The sequence below is a fragment of the Actinomycetospora sp. 2LY8.5 genome (genome assembly GCF_057180585.1).
Map to the genome: position 1 here is coordinate 1 of NZ_JBXUHE010000050.1, position 19724 is coordinate 19724.

The 19724-nt window shown below is 75.6% G+C and carries 14 protein-coding genes; 11 read left to right on the plus strand and 3 right to left on the minus strand.

Annotated elements, in window-relative coordinates:
• Positions 1-223 precede the first annotated feature (223 nt).
• Positions 224-1018: a hypothetical protein gene (locus AC2A1K_RS31435; RefSeq protein WP_483900290.1), complete on the minus strand. Its 795-nt coding sequence runs from the start codon at positions 1016-1018 to the stop codon at positions 224-226.
• 1021 nt (positions 1019-2039) lie between these two features.
• Between AC2A1K_RS31435 and AC2A1K_RS31440 the strand changes: the two genes are divergently transcribed.
• Both AC2A1K_RS31440 and galE read left to right on the plus strand, forming a co-directional pair.
• Entirely contained in the window at positions 2040-3395 is a 1356-nt protein-coding gene (locus AC2A1K_RS31440; protein WP_483900291.1) for a glutamate-1-semialdehyde 2,1-aminomutase, read from the plus strand.
• Positions 3392-4384: a UDP-glucose 4-epimerase GalE gene (gene galE / locus AC2A1K_RS31445; RefSeq protein ID WP_483900292.1), complete on the plus strand. Its 993-nt coding sequence runs from the start codon at positions 3392-3394 to the stop codon at positions 4382-4384. Before AC2A1K_RS31440 ends, galE begins: the two co-directional genes overlap by 4 nt.
• On the opposite strand, the gene AC2A1K_RS31450 is transcribed toward galE, so the two are convergent.
• The gene (locus AC2A1K_RS31450) at positions 4359-5303 is read right to left on the minus strand and encodes a polysaccharide deacetylase family protein (RefSeq protein ID WP_483900293.1); all 945 of its coding nucleotides are present in this window, start codon (positions 5301-5303) and stop codon (positions 4359-4361) included. The two genes, galE and AC2A1K_RS31450, sit on opposite strands and share 26 nt — an antisense overlap.
• On the opposite strand from AC2A1K_RS31450, the gene AC2A1K_RS31455 reads away from it, so the two are divergent.
• Entirely contained in the window at positions 5302-5451 is a 150-nt protein-coding gene (locus AC2A1K_RS31455; protein WP_483900294.1) for a hypothetical protein, read from the plus strand. The genes AC2A1K_RS31450 and AC2A1K_RS31455 overlap by 2 nt on opposite strands.
• Before the next feature lie 43 nt (positions 5452-5494).
• Here AC2A1K_RS31455 and AC2A1K_RS31460 read toward each other — a convergent pair whose 3' ends face one another.
• Positions 5495-6685, minus strand: coding sequence for a GNAT family N-acetyltransferase (locus AC2A1K_RS31460; RefSeq protein WP_483900295.1), 1191 nt, complete (start codon positions 6683-6685; stop codon positions 5495-5497).
• 221 nt (positions 6686-6906) lie between these two features.
• Here AC2A1K_RS31460 and AC2A1K_RS31465 point away from each other — a divergent pair, with 221 nt between their 5' ends.
• The 8 genes from AC2A1K_RS31465 to AC2A1K_RS31500 all read left to right on the plus strand — a co-directional run bounded on the left by AC2A1K_RS31465 (position 6907) and on the right by AC2A1K_RS31500 (position 19651).
• Entirely contained in the window at positions 6907-8286 is a 1380-nt protein-coding gene (locus AC2A1K_RS31465; RefSeq protein WP_483900296.1) for a nucleotide sugar dehydrogenase, read from the plus strand.
• Positions 8276-9475, plus strand: a complete 1200-nt coding sequence (locus AC2A1K_RS31470) for a glycosyltransferase family 4 protein (protein WP_483900297.1) — start codon at positions 8276-8278, stop codon at positions 9473-9475. The genes AC2A1K_RS31465 and AC2A1K_RS31470 overlap by 11 nt, the downstream gene beginning before the upstream one ends.
• Positions 9476-9616: 141 nt before the next feature.
• Positions 9617-12226, plus strand: a complete 2610-nt coding sequence (locus tag AC2A1K_RS31475) for a P-loop NTPase family protein (RefSeq protein WP_483900298.1) — start codon at positions 9617-9619, stop codon at positions 12224-12226.
• Entirely contained in the window at positions 12227-13804 is a 1578-nt protein-coding gene (locus AC2A1K_RS31480; protein WP_483900299.1) for an O-antigen ligase family protein, read from the plus strand.
• Positions 13801-14916, plus strand: a complete 1116-nt coding sequence (locus tag AC2A1K_RS31485; protein ID WP_483900300.1) for a glycosyltransferase family 4 protein — start codon at positions 13801-13803, stop codon at positions 14914-14916. The genes AC2A1K_RS31480 and AC2A1K_RS31485 overlap by 4 nt, the downstream gene beginning before the upstream one ends.
• A gap of 40 nt (positions 14917-14956) precedes the next feature.
• Positions 14957-16156, plus strand: a complete 1200-nt coding sequence (locus tag AC2A1K_RS31490) for a glycosyltransferase (protein WP_483900301.1) — start codon at positions 14957-14959, stop codon at positions 16154-16156.
• A complete protein-coding gene (locus AC2A1K_RS31495; protein ID WP_483900302.1) occupies positions 16134-17336 on the plus strand; it encodes a glycosyltransferase in 1203 nt (400 codons plus the stop codon). The genes AC2A1K_RS31490 and AC2A1K_RS31495 overlap by 23 nt, the downstream gene beginning before the upstream one ends.
• A 119-nt stretch (positions 17337-17455) precedes the next feature.
• Positions 17456-19651: a heparinase II/III family protein gene (locus tag AC2A1K_RS31500; protein ID WP_483900303.1), complete on the plus strand. Its 2196-nt coding sequence runs from the start codon at positions 17456-17458 to the stop codon at positions 19649-19651.
• Positions 19652-19724 lie beyond the last annotated feature (73 nt).

Below are 19724 nucleotides of genomic sequence, written 5' to 3' on the forward strand. Positions count from 1 at the left end.
GATATGCCTGGCCCGCCGCCGCACCGACGTCATCTACGCCATGCTCCGCGACCACCAGCCCTACCGCGCCCCAGCGCGAGCACCCGAGCCCCTCGCGGCTTGACAACCCCATAGAGACACCCCCCGCCGCGCTCGCGCAGTACGCCGACCCCGGCGTCGACGACGCCGTCGTGCTGTTCGCACCCGGCGGCCCGGAGCGGGGCGGGGTCCGCGCGCTGCGCCCCTAACGAGCCTCGAGGGCCTTGTCGAGCGCGGCCGCGACGGCGTCGCGACGGTCGGCGTCCCGGCGCAGCGAGCGGGACAGCTCCAGGTGCACGAACGCCGTGCCCGCCCGCGCCGCCGCCCGGCCCTGCACGTTGCGGCGGCCCAGCAGGTCCTCCCAGCGCCGGCCCTCGCCCACCCGCTCCCCGAGCTCCACGAGGTGGGCCCGCACGGCCGCCAGCAACGCCGACGGAGTCGCCGCGCCGGGGGAGAGCACCACGTCGACGTCCCCGCGGTCGGCGAACCCGTGCAGCTGGATCTGCGGCAGGCCCCGGCGCACGAGCGCCGCCGCGACCCGGGAGAAGGGCGCGTCGTCGCGGGACGACACGTCGGCGGGACAGTCGACGCGGTCGCGCGCCTCCGGCGGCGCGCCGGCGATCCGGTGCGCGCCCGCCTGGAGGTACAGCACGTCGGCGCGGCACTCGGTCAGGGCGAGCCCGACGTGCTCGGTGGCGAGGTCGGCGTTGGGGTGCGGGACCTCGACCACCGCGCCCGGCGCCGACCCGAGCACCACCGCCAGCCACGCACGTTCGTCACCGGGGTCGGACGCGAGCAGCACCCGGTCGCCGTCGCGGGTCGTCGCGAGGCCCAGGTGCGCCGCGGTCCCGACGGCGGCGTCGTGGTCCCCGGCGGCGAGCGCGTCGGCCAGCGCGTCCAGGGCGTCGAGCTCGGAGCCACGCGGCGGCCGGTAGGGCCCGTCGCGGTGCATCTCCCGCACGAGCCGGGCGACGACCCGGGCCAGCTCCGTCCCGCCCACCGGCGCGACTCTGCCAGGCGGGAGATCGACCGACCCGCCGGAGGCGACCGCGAACCCGCCGTCGATCACCGTATCGGCCCGAGGAGGGACGACGGTGGCGGATCCGTCCGGCCGCGACCACGCGGGCGGCGCCCAGTTCCGCCGGCCGGCGTGACGGGCGATCAGCGGACGGGCTGCGGCGGACCCCAGACGGGCCGGCTCTCCACCACCGGCGTGCCGGGCACGCGGTCGCGGTGGATCGGCGCCCGCCGCGTCGGCGGACCCGCGGGCCCCGGGGCGGCACCGCCCGCCGGCGCACCCGACCCCGGCGGGGGCGGCACGGTCGGCGGCGGGGCGAGGCCCTGCGGTCCGGGCGAGAGCGCGGACGGCGGCCCCGGGGCGGGAGCGGGAGCGGCGGCGGGAGCGGAAGGGGCAGTCGGTGCCGGTGCCGGTGCCGGAGCGGGAGCCGGAGCGGGAGCCGGGCCCAGGACAGGGGCCGGAGCAGGAACAACAGCCGCCGGGGCCGGAACGGGAGCGGGAGGAACGGCCCGGAGCCCCGGCACCCCGGCCTGGGCGGTCGGGGCCGCGGGCGAGCCGGGCAGGACGGTGGTCGTCGGCGGAGGCTCGGGCGCGAGGTGGCGCGGCTCCCCGGCGAAGGTCTCGGTCACCGCGTCGGGGTCGGCGGCGACGGGCCAGGGCGCGCGTCGTCCGGGCGCGGTGGCCAGTCGTCGACCCGAGCGCCCCGGCGGGGACGGGTTGGCGCCGGCGTCGTCACGCCGAGCGTGCCGCCCGTTCGGCCCAGGTGCTGCTCCGGAGGGTGCGGCCGGTGCTGCCATGTGGCCCAGTGTGGACGTCCCGGACACCCGTTCTTGACCGGGGGACGGCCACTGGGCCGTCGGGGTGGTAGGTGCCTGCCGCCTCGTGACCGCCCGGAGCGCAGGATGGCGACACGCCCCGTCCGGGGTGGCGGATCTCCCGCGCGGCCGAACGGGTCGTCACCCTGGACGTTGCCGCCACCCGCCCACCAGGGAAGCTGAGGCCCATGAGGTCCGTGTCACCGACGCCTGCCCAGCCGGTCTTCACCGAGTCCGCCCGCCTCCAGGCTCGGCTGCACGATCTCGTGCCCGGCGGCGCGCACACCTACGCGCGCGGCTCGGACCAGTACCCCGAGACGATGACGCCGATCATCGAGCACGGCCGCGGCGCACGGGTGTGGGACGCCGACGGCAACTCCTACGTCGAGTACGGCATGGGTCTGCGCTCGGTGACGCTCGGGCACGCCTACGAGCCGGTGACCGCCGCGGTCCGCGGCGTCCTCGACCGCGGGATGAGCTTCTCCCGGCCCAGCCGCCTCGAGGTGGAGGCCGCCGAGGACTTCCTCGGTCTGGTCTCGGGCGCCGACATGGTGAAGTTCGCGAAGAACGGCTCCGACGCGACCACCGCGGCCCTCAAGCTGGCGCGCGCCGCCACCGGTCGGGAGATGGTCGCCGTCGCCGACCAGCCCTTCTTCTCCACCGACGACTGGTTCATCGGCGGCACCCCGATGAACGCCGGCGTCCCCTCCGCCGCCCGGGTGGGCACGGTCGGCTTCGTCTACAACGACCTCGGCTCCCTGCGAGCCCTGTTCGACGCGCACCCGGGGCGCATCGCCGCGGTGTTCATGGAGGCCGCGACCGCCCTGCACGACCCGGCCCCCGGCTTCCTCGAGGGCGTGCGCGAGCTGTGCACGGCGCAGGGCGCGGTGCTGGTGTTCGACGAGATGATCACCGGGTTCCGTTGGTCGGAGCACGGCGCGCAGGCCGTCTACGGCGTGACGCCCGACCTCTCGACGTGGGGCAAGGCGATGGGCAACGGTTTCCCGGTGTCGGCGCTGGCCGGACGCCGGGAGCTGATGGAGCTCGGCGGGCTGCGCACCGACGCCGACCGCGTCTTCCTGCTCTCCACCACCCACGGGCCCGAGACCGTCGGGCTCACCGCGTTCCGCGCCGTCGTCGAGGCCTACCGCCGCGAGGACCCGGTCGCGACGATGCGCCGCCAGGGCGCCAAGCTCGCCGAGGCGTGCAACGAGGTCGTCGCGGGGGCCGGGCTCACCGAGTTCGTCGACGTCGTCGGCCACCCCGCGTGCCTCGTCTTCCGCACACGGGACGCGAACGGAGACCCGTCGCAGCCGATGCGCACGGTGTTCCTCGGCGAGCTCCTGCGCCGCGGCGTGCTCGGACAGTCGTTCGTCATCTCCGCGGCGCACACCGACGCCGACGTCGAGCTGACCGTCACCGCCGTCGCGGGCGCGCTCCCGGCGTACGAGAAGGCTCTCACCGACGGTCCCGGGGCGGTGCTCGACGGCCGTCCGGTCGCTCCGGCGCTGCGCGCCACGGCCGAGCCGAGGCGTCTGAAGTGACCGCGGCGGGGGGACGCTGGCTCGTCACGGGCGGGGCCGGCTACATCGGGGGTCACACGGTGCGGGCGCTGCGGGCGCGCGGCGACACGGTCGTCGTGCTCGACGACCTGTCCACCGGGCTCGTCGAGCGCGTCGACGCCGACGTGACGCTGGTGCGGGCGAGCGTGCTGGACGAGGACACCGTGGCCGCGACGCTGGCCGACCACGGCCTCGACGGCGTCATGCACTTCGCGGCCCGCAAGAGCGTGCCCGAGTCGGTGGCGCAGCCGCTGTACTACTGGCGCGAGAACGTCGAGGGCCTGCGCAGCGTGCTCTCCGCCTGCGACCGGGCCGGCGTCGGACGGTTCGTCTACTCGTCGAGCGCGGCGGTCTACGGCGCGACGACCGGGGCCGCGGTCGCCGAGGACGACCCCTGCGAGCCCGTGAACCCCTACGGCACGACCAAGCTCGCCGGCGAGTGGCTGCTCGCCGACGTCCACCGGGCCACCGGCCTGCGCTACGTGGCGCTGCGCTACTTCAACGTCGCCGGCGCCCGGGACGCGCGGCTGGCCGACCGCGGCCAGGCCAACCTCGTGCCGATCGCCCTCGACGCCGTCGCGCACGGGAGCTCGCCGACCGTGTTCGGCCGCGACTACGACACCCCCGACGGCAGCTGCGTGCGCGACTTCGTGCACGTCGACGACCTCGCCGACGCCCACGTCGCCGCGACCGCGCTGCTCGACGCGCCGTGCGCCGAGACGCTCAACGTCGGCGTCGGCCGGGGATACTCGGTGCTCGAGGTGATGGCCACCGTGGCGCGGGTCGCGGGCCGGCCCGTCGACCCGGTGATCGCCGAGCGGCGCCCCGGCGACCCGGCGTCGGTCGTCGCGGACGCCTCGCGGATCGCCGAGCGGCTCGGCTGGCGCGCCCGCCACGACCTCGACGACATCGTGTCGTCGGCGTGGGAGGCGCGGTACGGGCAGGTCAGCCCGTCGGCGCGAGGGTCCTGACGACCTTCCGCGCGAGCCCCGTGCCCTTGCGCGCGACCTTGCCGAACAGCTCGCCGACGTCGGTGAGCGGCGTGAGCACGATGCGGTGCATGGCGAACGGGGGCTCGTGCGGGCCGACGAGGCCGGGCCGCGTGGTCACCGCGGCCCGGTAGCCCGCCTCGCGGGCGAGCTCCATCGTCTGCTGGTCGTAGTCGCCTGCGTTCCCGTTCGGGTACGCGAGAAGATCCACCGTCTGGCCCAGCCCCTGCTCGAGGGTCTGCTTGCTGGCGACGAGCTCCTCGCGCTGGGTGTCGACGTCCTCGCGGGCGAGGATCGGGTGGGTGACGGTGTGCGAGCCGACGCCGTGCCCGGTCGCGGCGAGGGCCTTGGCGCCCGGCCAGTCGAGGAACATCGGCGCGCGGGCGGGCGGAGGCGGCGCGATCCGCTCGGCGATGCGGGCGACCGCCTCGACGCGCGTGGCGCGGTCGACGAGCTTGAGCTCGTCCTTGAGGGCGGCCTGAGCCCCGAGCCGGGCGGCGGGCGTCGAGAGGTCGTGCGTGCGCCCGGCCCAGTCCAGCGACGTGGCGGTGCAGCGGTCGAACGCGTCGGCGAGCTCCTCCCACCAGGCCCCGATGCGCCCCGCGAGGATGTCGGAGACGAGGAAGAAGGTGCCGTGCATGCCGCGCCGGTCGAGGGCGGGCACGGCGGCGTCGAGCCAGTCCGCGTAGCCGTCGTCGAACGTCAGCGCCACGGCGCGCGGCGGCAGCGAGCCGCCGGCCGCGAGCGTGTCGACGGCCTCGGAGAGCGGGACGACCGTGGCGAGCTTGTCGATGGCCGCGAGCTGGCGCTCGAAGCCGCGACGCCCGGCGCCGGGGTCAGCCGGGTAGAACGGCGTCGGGTCGATGTTGTGCCAGCCGAGCACGAGGAGCCGTCGACTCATGGCGGTCGACGGTATCGGCCCGCTCACGGCGCCGATCGACGTGGTGGATTTCCTGACGTCGAACGTCAGCATGCCCGCCACGCTGAACAACCCTGGACGACGCCCACCGGCGTGTCGCGCGAGCGAGCGTGTGGCGATCCTGGCGTGACATGCCAGCGATGCCGCATCGCTGGTGTACCCCGCCGGCCCGGTCAGCGCGAGCGCGTGCCCGGCATGCGGGCGAGGACGGGCTGCGCGAGGTGGCGCAGGCGCGCACGGAGTTCCGGCGAGAGCCCGTCGGTGGCGCGGCGGACGCCGGCGTCGACCTGGGCGAGCAGGCGGGTGGGGTCCAGCGCGCCGGCCACGACCAGCGTCTCCACCGCGCGCTCGTCGGTGGCGAAGCGCGCCTTGTAGGCCTCGTCGCCGAGGAGCAGGTCGTACTCGTCGGCGCCCTCCTCGATCGCCTCGCGCACGGTGTGCGCCATGAGCACCAGGCCGACGCTCCTCTCCGCCCACTCCGGGTCGAAGCCGGCCTGGAAGTACGCGTAGCGCCCGCCGATCCGCCAGCCGTACAGCGCCGCGACGGCGGTGCCCTCGATCTCGAGGAACGACATGCGCAGCCACCCGCGGGACAAGGCCGCCGCCGCGAAGTCCTCGTGGAACGCCCGCACCGTCGGGCTGGTGATCGTCGACCCGCCCTCGCGCTCGTCCCACCGCAGGTCGTGCAGCCGGAAGAACGCGGCGACGTCGCCGACGACCTCGCCGGGCGACGACGTCGCGCGCACCTTCGCGCCGAGCCCGTCGACCAGCGCCCGCTCCTTGCGCCGCACCTGCTGGCGGAAGTTGCGGCTGCGTGCGCCGAGGAAGGAGTCCCAGGTGTGCCCGGTCAGCGGGACGAAGGGCATGACGCCGCCGCGCAGTCGCGTCGCCGCCGTCCGGGTGTTGAGCCGCCCGCGCAGGCCCTCGCCCAGCGCCGGGACCCACGGGGCGCCGGCGTCGACGTTGTGCAGCACCAGGGCCTCGCGGCCCAGCGCTCCGGCCGCCGCCCGGGCGACCTCCGCCTCGCGGCCCGCGGCGGCCACCGGGGCGAAGCGGTCGCCGACGTTGGCGCCGGCGAAGCGCACGGTGCGCCCGAGCAGTCTCGATGGTCCGGCTCCCCGGTCGGCGTGCTCCCCTGGGCGCCTCGTGTCCTGACACAGCGGCAGCAGCCCCGCCAGCGCCCCGTCGGCGTCGCGCACCCGCACCACGAACGGCGGCGCGTCCTGCCCGTAGTGCCGGGCGTAGGCGGCGTACCACTCCGGGGAGACGAAGGCGTTGCCCGCGGCCTCGGCGAGGGCACGCCACTCGTCGACCAGGCCCGGCTCGTCGGCGGGATCGGCGAGGATCTCGACGTCACGGCTCACCCGCCCGAGGCTAACGGGCCCGCTCCGCCGGCCTTCCGGGCCAACCTGGCCGCCTCCCGGACGTCCTCCTATCGGTGAGCGAATCGTCAGTGTCGGGCCCGGGCCCGCTGCCCGACGGCGGTGGCGCCGAGAGCCGCCGGTACCGTTGGCCCCACCCCGGCGTGCGGTTCGCTCCCCATCGGCCCGCCGCGACCCCGACCCTTCTGCGAGGACTCCCTGCGATGAAGGTCAGTGTCTTCGGTCTCGGTTATGTGGGCACGGTCAGCGCCGCCTGCCTGGCCACGGAAGGCCACGACGTGATCGGCGTCGACGTCAACCCGGCGAAGCTCGCGATGATCGGCGAGGGCCGCACGCCCGTCGTCGAGGAGCGGATCGGCGACATCGTCGCCGAGGTCGTCGCCTCCGGTCGCCTCACGGTCACCGACGACGTCACCGCCGCGGTCCACGGCACCGACCTCTCGCTCGTCTGCGTCGGCACCCCGTCGGCCGGCAACGGCAGCCTCGACATCACCTACCTCGAGCGCGCGGCCCGCGAGATCGGGGAGGCGCTCGCGACCCGCGACGACGCCACCGGGAGACGGAGCGGAAAGGGGAGCACGCCGAGAGGGGAGCTCGACCCGATCGCTACGCGCCACACCGTCGTGTTCCGCTCGACGATGCTGCCGGGCACCTGTCTCGGCGTGCTCGTGCCGATCCTCGAGGAGGCCTCGGGCCTGGTCGCCGGGCAGGACTTCGGCGTCGCGGTGAACCCCGAGTTCCTCCGCGAGGGCTCGAGCGTCAAGGACTTCTACGACCCGCCGAAGACCGTGGTGGGCGAGCTCGACCCGGCCAGCGGCGACGCGGTGCTGTCCCTCTACGCCGGCCTCGGCGCCCCGGAGTTCCGGGTCGAACCGCCGGTGGCCGAGATGACGAAGTACGTCGACAACACGTTCCACGGCCTCAAGATCGGCTTCGCGAACGAGATCGGCGCGCTGGCCCGCGAGCTCGGCGTCGACTCCCACGACGTCATGGAGATCTTCCTGTCCGACACCAAGCTGAACATCAGCCCGGCGTACCTGCGCCCGGGCTTCGCGTTCGGCGGCTCGTGCCTGCCCAAGGACCTGCGCGGCCTGGTCCACGCCGCACGCCGCCACGACGTGCGCGTGCCGATCCTCGAGAACGTGCTGCCGTCCAACGACGAGCACATCCAGCGCGCGTTCGAGCACGTCGCGGCCACCGGGAAGCGCAAGGTCGGCGTGTTCGGCCTCGCGTTCAAGGGCGGCACCGACGACCTGCGCGAGAGCCCGCTCGTCGAGCTGTGCGAGCGGATGCTCGGCAAGGGCTTCGACCTGCGCATCTACGACCCCGCGGTCGTCGAGTCCGCGCTGCTCGGCGCCAACCGGGCCTTCATCGAGGCCCGCCTGCCCCACCTGCGTGATCTGCTGGTCGACTCCGTGACCGACGTCGTCGACCACGCCGAGGTCCTGGTCGTCGGGAAGGCGGACGAGGACGTCCGCACCGCTCTCGGCCACGGCACCGCGGTGCCCGTGATCGACCTCGTCCGGCTCCCCGACGCCTCGGCGCGTCGCCAACAGGAGGGATACGTCGGCCTTGCCTGGTAGAGCACTGATCGTCGTCGAGAACCTCTCGGTCCCCTTCGACCGGCGGGTCTGGCAGGAGTGCCAGACCCTCACCGGGCACGGATGGGAGGTCGAGGTGATCTGCCCGCTCGGCACGAAGCGGGACACCGAGACCGAGGTCGTCATCGACGGCGTCCGGATCCACCGCTACCCGCTCGAGGCGGCGACCGGCGGCCCCCAGGGCTACCTCAAGGAGTACGGCACCGCGCTCTGGCACACCGACCGGCTGATCAGGCGCATCCAGAAGCGCGCGCCGGTCGACGTCGTGCACCTGTGCAACCCGCCGGACCTGCTCTTCCTCCCCGCCCTGCGCGCGAAGGCCCGCGGCGCGCGGATCATCTTCGACCAGCACGACCTCGTCCCCGAGCTCTACCTCTCGCGGTTCCGCGAGAAGAAGGACTCGATGTACTGGGCGATGCGCCTGCTGGAGTGGGGCACCTACCGCACCGCGGACACGGTGATCGCCACCAACGAGAGCTACCGCGCCGTGGCCACCGGCCGCGGGCGGGTGCCGGTCGAGGACACGTTCGTCGTCCGGAGCGCCCCGGCCGTCGAGCGCTTCGCGCTGCGCGACCCGGAGCCGGCGCTGGCCCGGGGCCGCGAGCACCTGCTCTGCTACCTCGGCGTGATGGGCCCGCAGGACGGGGTCGACTACGCGATCCGCGCCCTGGCCGACCTCGCCGAGCGCCGCGACGACTGGCACGCGGTGTTCATGGGCACCGGCGACGCCTTCGACGACGTCGTCGCCCTCGCACACGCCTACGGGCTCGACGACCGGGTGTCGTTCACCGGCCGCATCCCCGACGAGGACGTGCTGCGCCATCTGTCCACCGCGTCGGTCTGCCTCGCGCCGGACCCGCGCAACCCGCTCAACGACGTGTCCACCATGAACAAGATCATGGAGTACATGGCGATGGGGCGGCCGGTGGTGTCGTTCGACCTGGTCGAGGCGAGGGTCTCGGCGGGGGAGGCGGCGGTCTACGCCCGACCCAACGACGTCGGTGAGTTCGCGGGCCTCGTGTCCGAGCTCCTCGACGACCCCCGTCGCCGCCGGGCGATGGGCGAGATCGGCATGGAACGCGTGTCCGGGCCGCTCTCCTGGACCAACTCGGAGAAGGAACTGCTGGCCGCCTACGAGTCGGCCACGCGGGACCGCTCAGAGGGACGCTGAAGCGATGACCAGCTCCGTCGACGACCCGCGCGCGGGCCTCGTCGGCGGGCGCATCACGGCAGTCGCCTTGATCCACCACAGTAGGATGCCCACGGGCGTCCCCCGGGGGCGACACGCCGACGACCGGACGAAAGGCACGTCATGAGCCCGCTCCAGATCCAGTGGGATCGCATCCGCCGCCGGTGGGTGCTGATCCTCGTCATCGGCATCGTGGCGGCAGCCGGCTCGCTGGGGGCCTCGCTCCTGCAGGGATCGACCTACACCGGCCGGTCGGCGCTGACCATCGTGTCCCAGGACCGCGCCCCGGAGCAGGACACCGTCCTCGCCCAGGGCTACGCCGACTACTTCAACCAGGCGTCCTCGCAGCAGCAGCTGCGCCAGACCGCCGGCGTGCCCGACTCGGTCGGCCTCAACGCCCGCATCGCCGCGGCCAGCCCGATCGTGTACATCGAGGCCGTCGCCGAGAGCCCCGACGTCGCTTCGGACTCGGCCACGAAGATGGCCGTCGCCCTGCGCGACGACGTCAACTCGAGCCTCGGCGGGGACGCCCAGCAGCAGCAGCTCGCGACGCTGAACCAGCAGCTGACGGCCGCCCAGAACGCCAACAACCAGGGTGAGGCCAGCCGGCTCCAGGAACAGATCAACGACATCCAGGGCCGCAGCACCAACCAGCTGCAGGACCTCCAGCTCAACGCCGGTGTCGTCTCCAACCCGACCAACGCCGCCCGCAACGCCGGCGCCGCGCTCGTCGGTGGTCTGCTCCTCGGCGCCCTGCTCGCGATGGCACTGGGCCGCTTCGAGAACCGGATCGTGACGCCGAGCGAGGTCCGCGACCGCCTCGGCCTGCAGGTGCTCGCCGTCGTCGGCGGCAAGCGCAAGTCCGGCGAGAACGCCCGCAACGAGATGCTGCGCGCGCTCATGGGTCTCACCAACGCCCACGGCATGCCGACCCCGGGCTCGCTGGCGATCACCGGCCCGGCCACGGCCCGCGCGTCGAAGACCCGCGTCGCCGTCGCCCTGGCCGGCCTGCGCGCCCTGCAGGGGCAGACGACGCTGCTCGTGCAGGCCGACCTCGAGAGCGACGCCGGCGGCTCCACCGAGCTGGCCTCGATGTCCGGTGTCGCCGACTTCCTCGCCGAGCGCGGCGACAGCCGCATCGACGGCAAGGTCTTCTCCAACGGCCGGGCGCTGCTCGTCTCGCCGCGGGGCAGCAAGCGCGACGACCTGTTCGCGCTGTACTCCCGCTCGCACGTCTCGCGCCTGCTCGGGCAGGGCACGATGCTCGCCGACCTGGTGATCGTCGACGCGCCGCCCGCCGAGACCGTCGAGGGCCAGGTCGTGTGCTCGGCCGCCGACCGGTCGCTGCTGGTGGTCGAGGAGGGCGAGACCCGCTCCCGCGACGCCTCCAACGCCCTCGACTCGCTGGCCCGCGCCGGCGGTACCGCGCTCGGTGTCGTGCTGGTGCGCAACCCCGGCCAGCTCACCGACCCGGGCTTCCTCGCCGAGCGCAACTGGACCCCGGCGCGCCTGCCCGCGGGCCCGGTGCCCGCGGCACGTCCCGCCGGCGGACCGGCCGGCCCGGGTGGGCCCGGGGCGCCGGCCGCCGCGCCGGCGCCGCGGCCCGCGCAGGTCCCGCCGGCCGACCGCACCGCCCCGATCTCCCGCGAGAAGCTCGAGGAGGCCCGCGCCTCGATGGGAGCCGGAGCCGCCGCCGGAGCCGCCGCCGAGGGCACCAACGGTGCGACCGTGAACGGCGCCAAGCCCGCCAACGGCACCCCGGTGCGCGGCTCGGGCCAGCCCTCGCAGGGCACGAACGGGAACGCGGCCCCGCGCCAGGAGCAGGCCTCGGGCAACCGCCCGGCCAAGCCCGCGACCGGCCCGAACCCTGGCTCCACCCCCACCGCCGCCCCGCGGGGCGGGACCGACGGCGCCGGGGCCCAGGGTGCCCAGGGTGCCCAGGGCGCGAAGCCGGCGCCGTCGGCCAAGCCGTCCCCGGCCGCGAAGCCCTCGCCGGGCGCCGCGCCGCAGGGCGGGTCGGGTGCCTCCGGGGCGGGGGCCGCGGGGGCCGCGGGGGCTGCGGGAGCGGCGGGGGCTGCGGCGGCTGCGGGGGCTGCGAGCACCAAGCCCTCGTCGTCCGCCGGCCAAGCCCCGAGTTCGGCCGGTCAGCAGGGCCCCGGCGCCAAGCCGGGCCAGGGCGCCAAGCCGGGCCAGGGCGCCCAGCCCGGCCAGCCCGGCCAGCCGAACCAGGCCGGCCAGCCGAACCAGGCCGGCCAGGCCGGCGGCCCCAAGCCGGCGGGCGGTTCGCCCCAGCCCGGCCCGGGCGCGCCGGCGGGTGCCGAGGCGCCCGGGGTGAGCGTCCACACGCGCCGCGGCGCCGGTGCCAAGCCCTCCCCGAGCCCGAAGCCGAACCCCGGTGGCGGCCCCAAGCCGACCGGCCCGCAGCCGGGCGCCACCCCCGGTGCCGGCCCGTCCGCGTCGGGTCCGGGCGCCGCTCCGGGCGGTGCGCGGCCGGGCGGTGCGCCGACGTCGGCCGGCAAGCCGGGCAAGGCCGACGGCGCCTCGGCGTCGCCGAGCTCGCCCCCCGGGGCGAAGCGGGTCGGCACCGCGCGGTTCACGCGCACGTCCGCCCCCACCGGTGCGGCCGCGGGCGCGGGCGCGAAGGACGGTGACAAGAAGTCCTCCGACGTGTCGTCGGGCCCGCACACCGGCGGTCTGTCCGCCCCCACGGTCACCCTGCGCACGGAGAAGTGAGTGAGCCTGCTGACGGGACGCCTCCGCGCGTCCTCCCGCCGTGACCTGGTCGTCGGTGCCGTCGCGGTCGTCGGCGTCCTCGGTCTGGCGGTCAGCGCGCCGAGCGACGTCGGCGTCCTGCTGGCGGGCGGTGCGGTAGCCGTCGGCGTCGGGCTGCTCGCGCTGGGCAACCCGCTGCTGGCGCTCCTGCTGGTCTTCGGGGCGAGCTTCCTGCGGTCACCGCAGAAGGAGTTCGTGTCGATGGAGGCGCTGACGCCCTGCTTCTACGCGATGGTGCTGGCCCTCGCGATCGCGGTGGCCCAGCGCGCACGGGAGCTCCCGCGCCTGGGCGCCATCGAGTGGCTCATGACGACCTACATCGTCTGGAACATCCTCTCGATGTGGCTGCCGCACGAGTACGACGCGATCGACCCGATCACGGGTGCCTCGATCGACGTGTGGCGCTGGATCTTCAGCGGGGTGCTGCTGCCGCTGGTCACCTACGTCGTCGCCAAGGCCGTCCTCACCGACGAGCGCTCGGTGCAGTGGGTCCTCTGGATCACCGTGGCGATGGCCGCCTACTCGGCGTGGGTCAGCATCATGCAGTTCCACGGCCCGGACTGGGCGGTGTGGCCCTCCTACATCGTCGACTCGCCGAACTGGAGAGGCCGCGCCAACGGCGTGTTCAACCAGCCCGTCGTCAACGGCATGATCCTCACCGTCGGGTACGTGGTCTGCCTGTTCCTGGCCTCGCGACCCGGCGTCCAGCGCTGGCTGCGGTGGGGCCTGTGGGGGCTCGCCGCGGCCTGCGCGTACTCGGTCTACCTCACCCACACCCGCGCGGCGCTGCTCGCGCTGGTCGTGGTGGTCGGGCTGGGCGTCGTCTTCGCGAAGCACTGGCGGAAGGCGTTCGTGGCGTCCGGGCTGCTGGGCCTCGCGGGTGTCGCGGCCAACGCCGCGACGTTCTTCTCCGACGACCGCTCGGCGGGCGGCATCGGCTCCTCGAACGAGGTCTACGACCGGCTCAACATCATGGCCACGTCGCTGCGTGCGGTGGCCGAGCACCCGTTCGTCGGCATCGGCATCGGCCGGTTCCAGGTCTACAACACCTGGGAGCACACCGTGTGGTCCCAGGAGATCGACTGGAACCGCGGGCTGGGCATCATCTCGCACGAGAACGAGCTGGGGATCGCGGCCGAGCTCGGCATCCCGGGCCTGCTGCTGTGGCTCGGCATCCTCGCCACGGTGTTCTGGGCGCTGTGGCGCGCGATGCACGAGCTGCCGGAGCACAGCTTCCTCGGGCGCCCGCTCGCCCTGGTCGGCGGCATGGCGATGGTCGTCCTCGTGGTCAACGGCATCACCGTCGACCTGCGCCTGCTCGACTTCGCCTCGATGATGCCGTTCCTCTACGCCGGCATGGTGGTCGGCCAGCTCGACCGGTTCCGTGAGGGAGGGTGGACCGCCCGGCCCGGTGCCGCCGGCAGCGGCCTGCCCGGCGGGATGACGCCCGCCGAGGTCGCGGCCTGGCACGAGGAGCACCCGCGGGAGAAGGTCGGGAACGCCGACACGTCCCGCGGCGGTCTCGTGGGCGCCCCGTGAGCGGTTCCCGGTCGCCCCGGGTGCTGTGGGTCTCCACGAGCACCCGGACCCAGGGCGGGATCGCCACCTGCGTGCGCACGCTCGCCGCGACCGGGCTCTGGGAGCGGTGGGGCGTGCGGCACGTGGCGACCCACCGCGACGGGTCGACGGCCGACAAGGCGCTGGCGTTCGCGTCGGGCCTGGCGCGCTACACCGCGACGATGCTCCTGCGCCGGCCCGACCTCGTGCACATCCACATGTCGTCGGCGGGCAGCTTCGTGCGCAAGGCCGCGACGGCGTGGCTCGCGTACCTGCGCGACGTCCCGGTGGTGCTGCACGTGCATTCCGGACGCTTCCACCTCTTCCACGACCGTGCCCCCGCCCCGCTGCGGCGCGTGATCGCGGCGACCCTGACGCGGGCCGACCTCGTCATCGCCCTGGGTGAGCTCATGCGCACCCGGCTGGCGGCCATCGCGCCGGACGCGCGGCTGACCTCCCTGCCCAACCCGGTGCGGATCTCCCCGGTGACCCGTCGCCCCGCGGGCGCGGCGCCGCACGTCGTGTTCCTCGGGCGGATCTGGGACAGGAAGGGCGCGTTCGCGCTGATCGAGGCGTGGGCGAAGTCATCGGGCGGGGAGCCCGGCGGCGCCGGGGGGCACCTCACGATGGCCGGCGACGGCGAGCACGGGCGAGCCCGCACCCTGGCCCGCGAGCTCGGCGTCGCCGACTCGGTCACCGTGCACGACTGGCTGGCCGCCGACCAGGTCGCGGAGCTGCTCGCGAGCGCGGACGTGCTCGCGCTGCCCTCGGAGAACGAGGGCCAGCCGATGGTCGTGCTCGAGGCCATGTCGCGCGGGCTGGCGGTGCTCGCGACCGAGGTGGGCGGCATCCCCGAGCTCGTCACCGACGGCGTCGAGGGCCTCCTCGTGCCGCCGCACGACTCCGGGGCGCTGGCCGACGCGCTCGGCGAGCTGCTCGGCGACGAGGCCCGCCGGCGGGCGCTCGGCGAGGCCGGCGCCGCGCGGGCGCGCGCCGAGTTCGCGGCCGACGCGGTCGCCGCGCGGATCGAGGGTCTCTACCACGAGGTCCTGTCCGGGCACGGGTGCCCGGCTCGGGGAGGCGCGTCCGGGTGACGACTACTCTCCGCACCATGGTCGACGCCACGGTCCGCCCGTGAGACGGCCCCGCCGCCCGGTGCGGCCGGAGGGTCCGCTGCGGGTCCTGTTCGTCGTCCCGTCGCTCGCCGTCGGCGGTGCGGAGCGCCACGCGGCCACGCTGCTCGCGGGCCTCGACCAGGACCGCTTCTCCGGTTCCCTGGTCTGCCTGCAGGACGGCGGGCTCGGCACCAACTGGTCGGAGCTGCAGGCCGCGGGGGTGCCCGGCGTCGAGTTCCGCCGCAGCCGCCGCGACGTGCCCGGCATGCTGCTCGACCTCCTGCGCCACCTGCGCCGCGAGCGCCCCGACGTCGTCATCCTGCGCGGCTTCAACGCCGAGACCCTCGGCCGTGTCGCCGGGGTGCTGGCCCGGGTGCCCCGGCTCGCGGTGTGGGTGCACAACTGCGGCGACGTCGTCCCGCACGGGCGGGTGCGCCGGACCGTCGACGGCCTGCTCGCCAAGGTCACCGACGCCGTCTACGGCGTCGCGCACGCCCAGCGCAGCTACATCACCGGCGAGCTCGGGCACGACGGCGACAAGGTCCGGATCGTGCACAACGGCACCGACCTGGGCTTCACGACGCCCGAACGGACGGGCCGCGACACCGCCCTCGCCCACGAGCTGGGCATCGCCGACGACGAGCTGGTCATCGGCACCGCCGCGGTCATGCGCCCCGAGAAGGACCAGGCGACGCTGCTGCGCGCCTTTCGACGGGTCGCCGACGCCCGCGACGGCGTCAAGCTCGTGCTCGCCGGCGACGGCCGCGAGCGCCCGACCCTCGAGGCTCTGGTCGACGAGCTCGACCTCCGCCGGCGCGTCCTCTTCCTCGGCCACCGCGACGACGTGCCGCGCCTGCTGCGCGTCTTCGACGTCTTCACGCTGTCCTCGAAGACCGTCGAGTGCTTCCCCATGTCGGTCCTCGAGGCGATGAGCGCCTCGCTGCCCGTCGTGTGCACCGACGTCGGCGGGGTGCCGGAGATGGTCGCGGACGGCGAGACCGGCCGCGTCGTGCCCCGCGAGGACCCCGAGTCCCTGGCCGCCGCGTTCCTCGACGTCCTCGCCGACCCGGCCCGCGCCCGCGCGATGGGGCAGGCCGGACGGACGCGGGTCCGCGAGGAGTTCACGCTGCAGCGCTCGATCGACCGGGCGCAGGCGGTCATCGAGGAGACCGCCGGGCGTCCCGTGCGCGAGACCGATGCCCTCGCGGCCGGGCGCTGAGGGCCCGGGTCCAGGGGGCCCGCTGCGGGTCACCCTCGTCCTCGACGTCGCGGCCGTCGGCGGCGCCGAGATCGTCCTGCGGAACACGTTCGCACACCTCGACCCCGCCCGGGTCGTCACCGACGTCGTCTGTCTGCGCGAGGCCGGCCCGCTGGCCGACGACTTCCGCGCCGTGTCCGACGGGCTCGTCACGCTGCCCCGCGGCGGCCGGACCGGTCGTGGCTGGTGGGACCCCGCCGGGCTCGGGCGCGTCCCGCGGCTCGCGCGTCACTTCCGGGCGCGGCGCACCGACGTCGTCGTCGTCTCGCACCACCACCGCGCCGCCCTGACGCTCGCGCGGGTCGCGGCCCCGCTCGGCGGCGCCCGGTCGGTGGTCGCCGCCCACGACATGGACCTCACGCGCGTCGGCTCCCGGGTCCTGCCGCGCCAGGTCGTCGAGACGCTCTTCCTCAGCTCCGGGCTCGCGCTGCTGGCCCCGAGCCAGCGGCGCTACCTGCACGACGAGGAGGGGGTCGGGCGGTCCTGGCGCAGCCGCGCCCGCGAGTTCCTCGTGCCCAACGGCATCCCCGCCCCGGAGCCCGAGCCGCCGCAGCGGCGCGCGGAGGTGCGCTCCGAGCTCGGGGTGGGGGACGACGACGTCGTCGTGCTCATGGTGGCGCGGCTCTCGCGGCAGAAGGCGCACGAGGTGATGCTCGACGCGCTGGCCCGCGCCGCACACCCGCACCTGCGCCTGGTCGTCGTGGGCGAGGGCACCCGCCGCGACGAGCTCGAGGCCCTCGTCGCCGAGCGGGGACTCGAGAAGAACGTCACGTTCCTGGGCCTGCGCCGCGACGTACCGCGGCTGCTCGCCGGTGGGGACGTCTTCGCGCTGTCCTCGGTGCACGAGGGCGTCCCGATCTCGGTGATCGAGGCGATGACCCAGGGCCTGCCCGTGGTGGCCACCGACGTCGGCGCGCTGCGCGACCAGGTCACCGACGGCGTCGACGGCTTCCTCGTCGACTCCGGCGACGCCGCGGCGCTCGGCGAGCGCCTGGTCCGCCTCGCCGACGACCCGGCCCTGCGCGCGGAGCTCGGCCGCCGCGCCCGGGAACGCGCGAGCGCGGAGTTCACGATCGGGAACACCGCGGCGGCCTTCACGGCCATGGTGGAGACGGTCGCCGGGCGCACGCCCGCGGGTTAGGACGCAGCGAACGGCCTGTTCGCTGCCTCTATGCGCCCGAAGTCCCCGTTGATCACTGCGCGGCGCGCGGGGTCGGGGCCGCCGCCGGGTCAGACGCGCGGGCGGCCTACCGTGGCCTCATGCCCGGTTTGCACTCCCTGGCCCCGGCGAAGGTCACCTGGTATGCCCGGCGCCTGCGCTCGATGGGCCCGCGGGAGGTGGCCGACCGGGCGCTGACCGTCGGGGCCACCGCGGCGCGCCGGGTCACCGGCGACCACGAGCCCGACGACGCCACGCTGCTCGGGCGCGCGGACCCGGACTGGTCGGCCCTGCTCGGCGACTTCCGCGCCGGCACCGCCCGCCCGGTGCTCCTCGACCGCGCGAGCGCCGCCGCCGTCGCCGCTGCGCACCCCGAGGCCGTCAAGGCGCTGCTCGCGGCCGCCGACCGCGTGCTCGAGCACCGCTTCACCTTCTTCGCGCGCCCGGAGGCGCACTACCCCGGCGCGATCGACTGGTCGTACGACCCGCTCGCCGACGTCCGCTGGCCCGCGCTCCCGTCGGACGCGATCAACCACCGCGCCGGGCACGGCGAGCCGAAGTGGATCTGGGAGCTCAACCGCCTCCAGCACCTGCCGTGGCTCGCGCAGGCCTGGCTGATCACCGGCGACGAGCGCTACGGCACCGAGGCTCTCGACCAGCTCGAGGCCTGGATCGCCGCCAACCCGCCCGGGCGCGGCATCGCCTGGCGCGGGGCCTTCGAGGTGGGCGTGCGGGCGGTCTCGGTGCTCGTCGCCCTGCAGGGCCTCGCCGACCACCCGGCCCTGACCCCCGAGCGCTACCGGCGCGCGGTGCGGATGCTCGCCGCGGGCGCCCGGCGCTGCTGGCGCGACCGCTCGAAGCACAGCTCCGCCAACAACCACCTCGTCGGCGAGCTCGCCGGCCTCGCGGCCGTGGCGATCCTGCTGCCCGAGCTCGCGTCGTCGGCGCGCTGGGAGCGCGACGCCGTCGACGCCCTCGCCGTCGAGGCCCGCCGCCAGATCCTCCCGGACGGCGTCGGCGCCGAGCAGGCCGTCGGGTACCAGGTCTTCACCGCCGAGCTGCTCGCCGTCGTCGCCCTGCTGCGCCGCCTCGACCCCGGCCACGCGCCCACGCCCGCCGACGGGACGCTGCTGGCCGCGATCGGGCGCTCGGCGGGGCACCTCGCCGATCTCGTCGGCACCGGCGACCCGGCCCCGCGCACCGGCGACGACGACGAGGGCTTCGCGCTGCGCCTCGACCCCGCCCCGGTCCGCGAGGTCCGCCCGCACCTCGCGCTCGCCGCCGCCCTCACCGGCCTGCCGGCCGCGCGGCGGGCGGGGACGCCCGACCTCACCTCGGCCTGGGTCGCGGCACGGCTGGGCAGCACCGACACCGGGGCCGACTGGGAGCCCGGCTCCGCCTACGCCCCCGACGGCGGCCTCGCGATCCTGCGCACCGGGCGGCGCCGGGTGCTCGTCGACGTCGGTCCGCTGGGCTACCTGTCCATCGCGGCGCACGGGCACGCGGACGCGCTGGCGATCGGGCTCGCGGTCGACGGGCACGACCTCGTCGGCGACCCCGGCACCGGCAGCTACTTCGTGCACCCCGACTGGCGCACCGCCCACCGCTCCACCCGCGCGCACGCCACGGTGGCCGTCGACGACGACGACCAGTCGGTGATGGGCGGCCCGTTCCTCTGGACCGAGCACGCGCACGTCCGCGTGCGCGACGTCGACCTGGCCGCCGGCCGCGTCGACGCCGAGCACGACGGCTACCGGCGTCTCGCGTCCCCGGTCGTGCACCGCCGCGTCGTCGACGCCCCGCCCGGCGACGACGTGATGCTCGTGGTCGACGTCCTCTCCCCCGACCCCGAGACGGCCGACGCGCCCCTGCCCCCGGTGCGCACCACCTGGCCGCTGCACCCGGACCTGGCCCTCGACGACAGCAGTGACGGCGACGGGGACGGCACCGTGGTGGCCCGGCGCGACGGCGAGCCCGTGCTGCGGATCGTCACGTCCGCCTCGGCCCCCGCATCCGGCTGGCGCCTGCGCGGCGGGGGCCCCGGCGCGGGCGAGCTCGGCTGGTGGTCCGACCGCCTCGAACAGCGCCGCCCGTGCTGGTTCGTCGGCGCCGCCGTCGAGGACGGGGTCGGCGCGCACCGCTCCGAGCCCGTGATCGTCGCCACGCTGCTCGTCACCGGCGCGGCCGCGGCCCGCCCGGCCCCCTCCCCCATCGTCGACCCCGGTCGTGACGGTGCGGTCCGCGTGCACTGGACCGGTTCGTCCGGTCCCCGGGCGACGGTGGTCGGTGCCGGCTGAGCGGGATCCGGGAGTGCTCTCCCGGCCCCGATACGATGAAGTGTCGCGCCCGGCCGGGGCGCGGCGCCGCGGT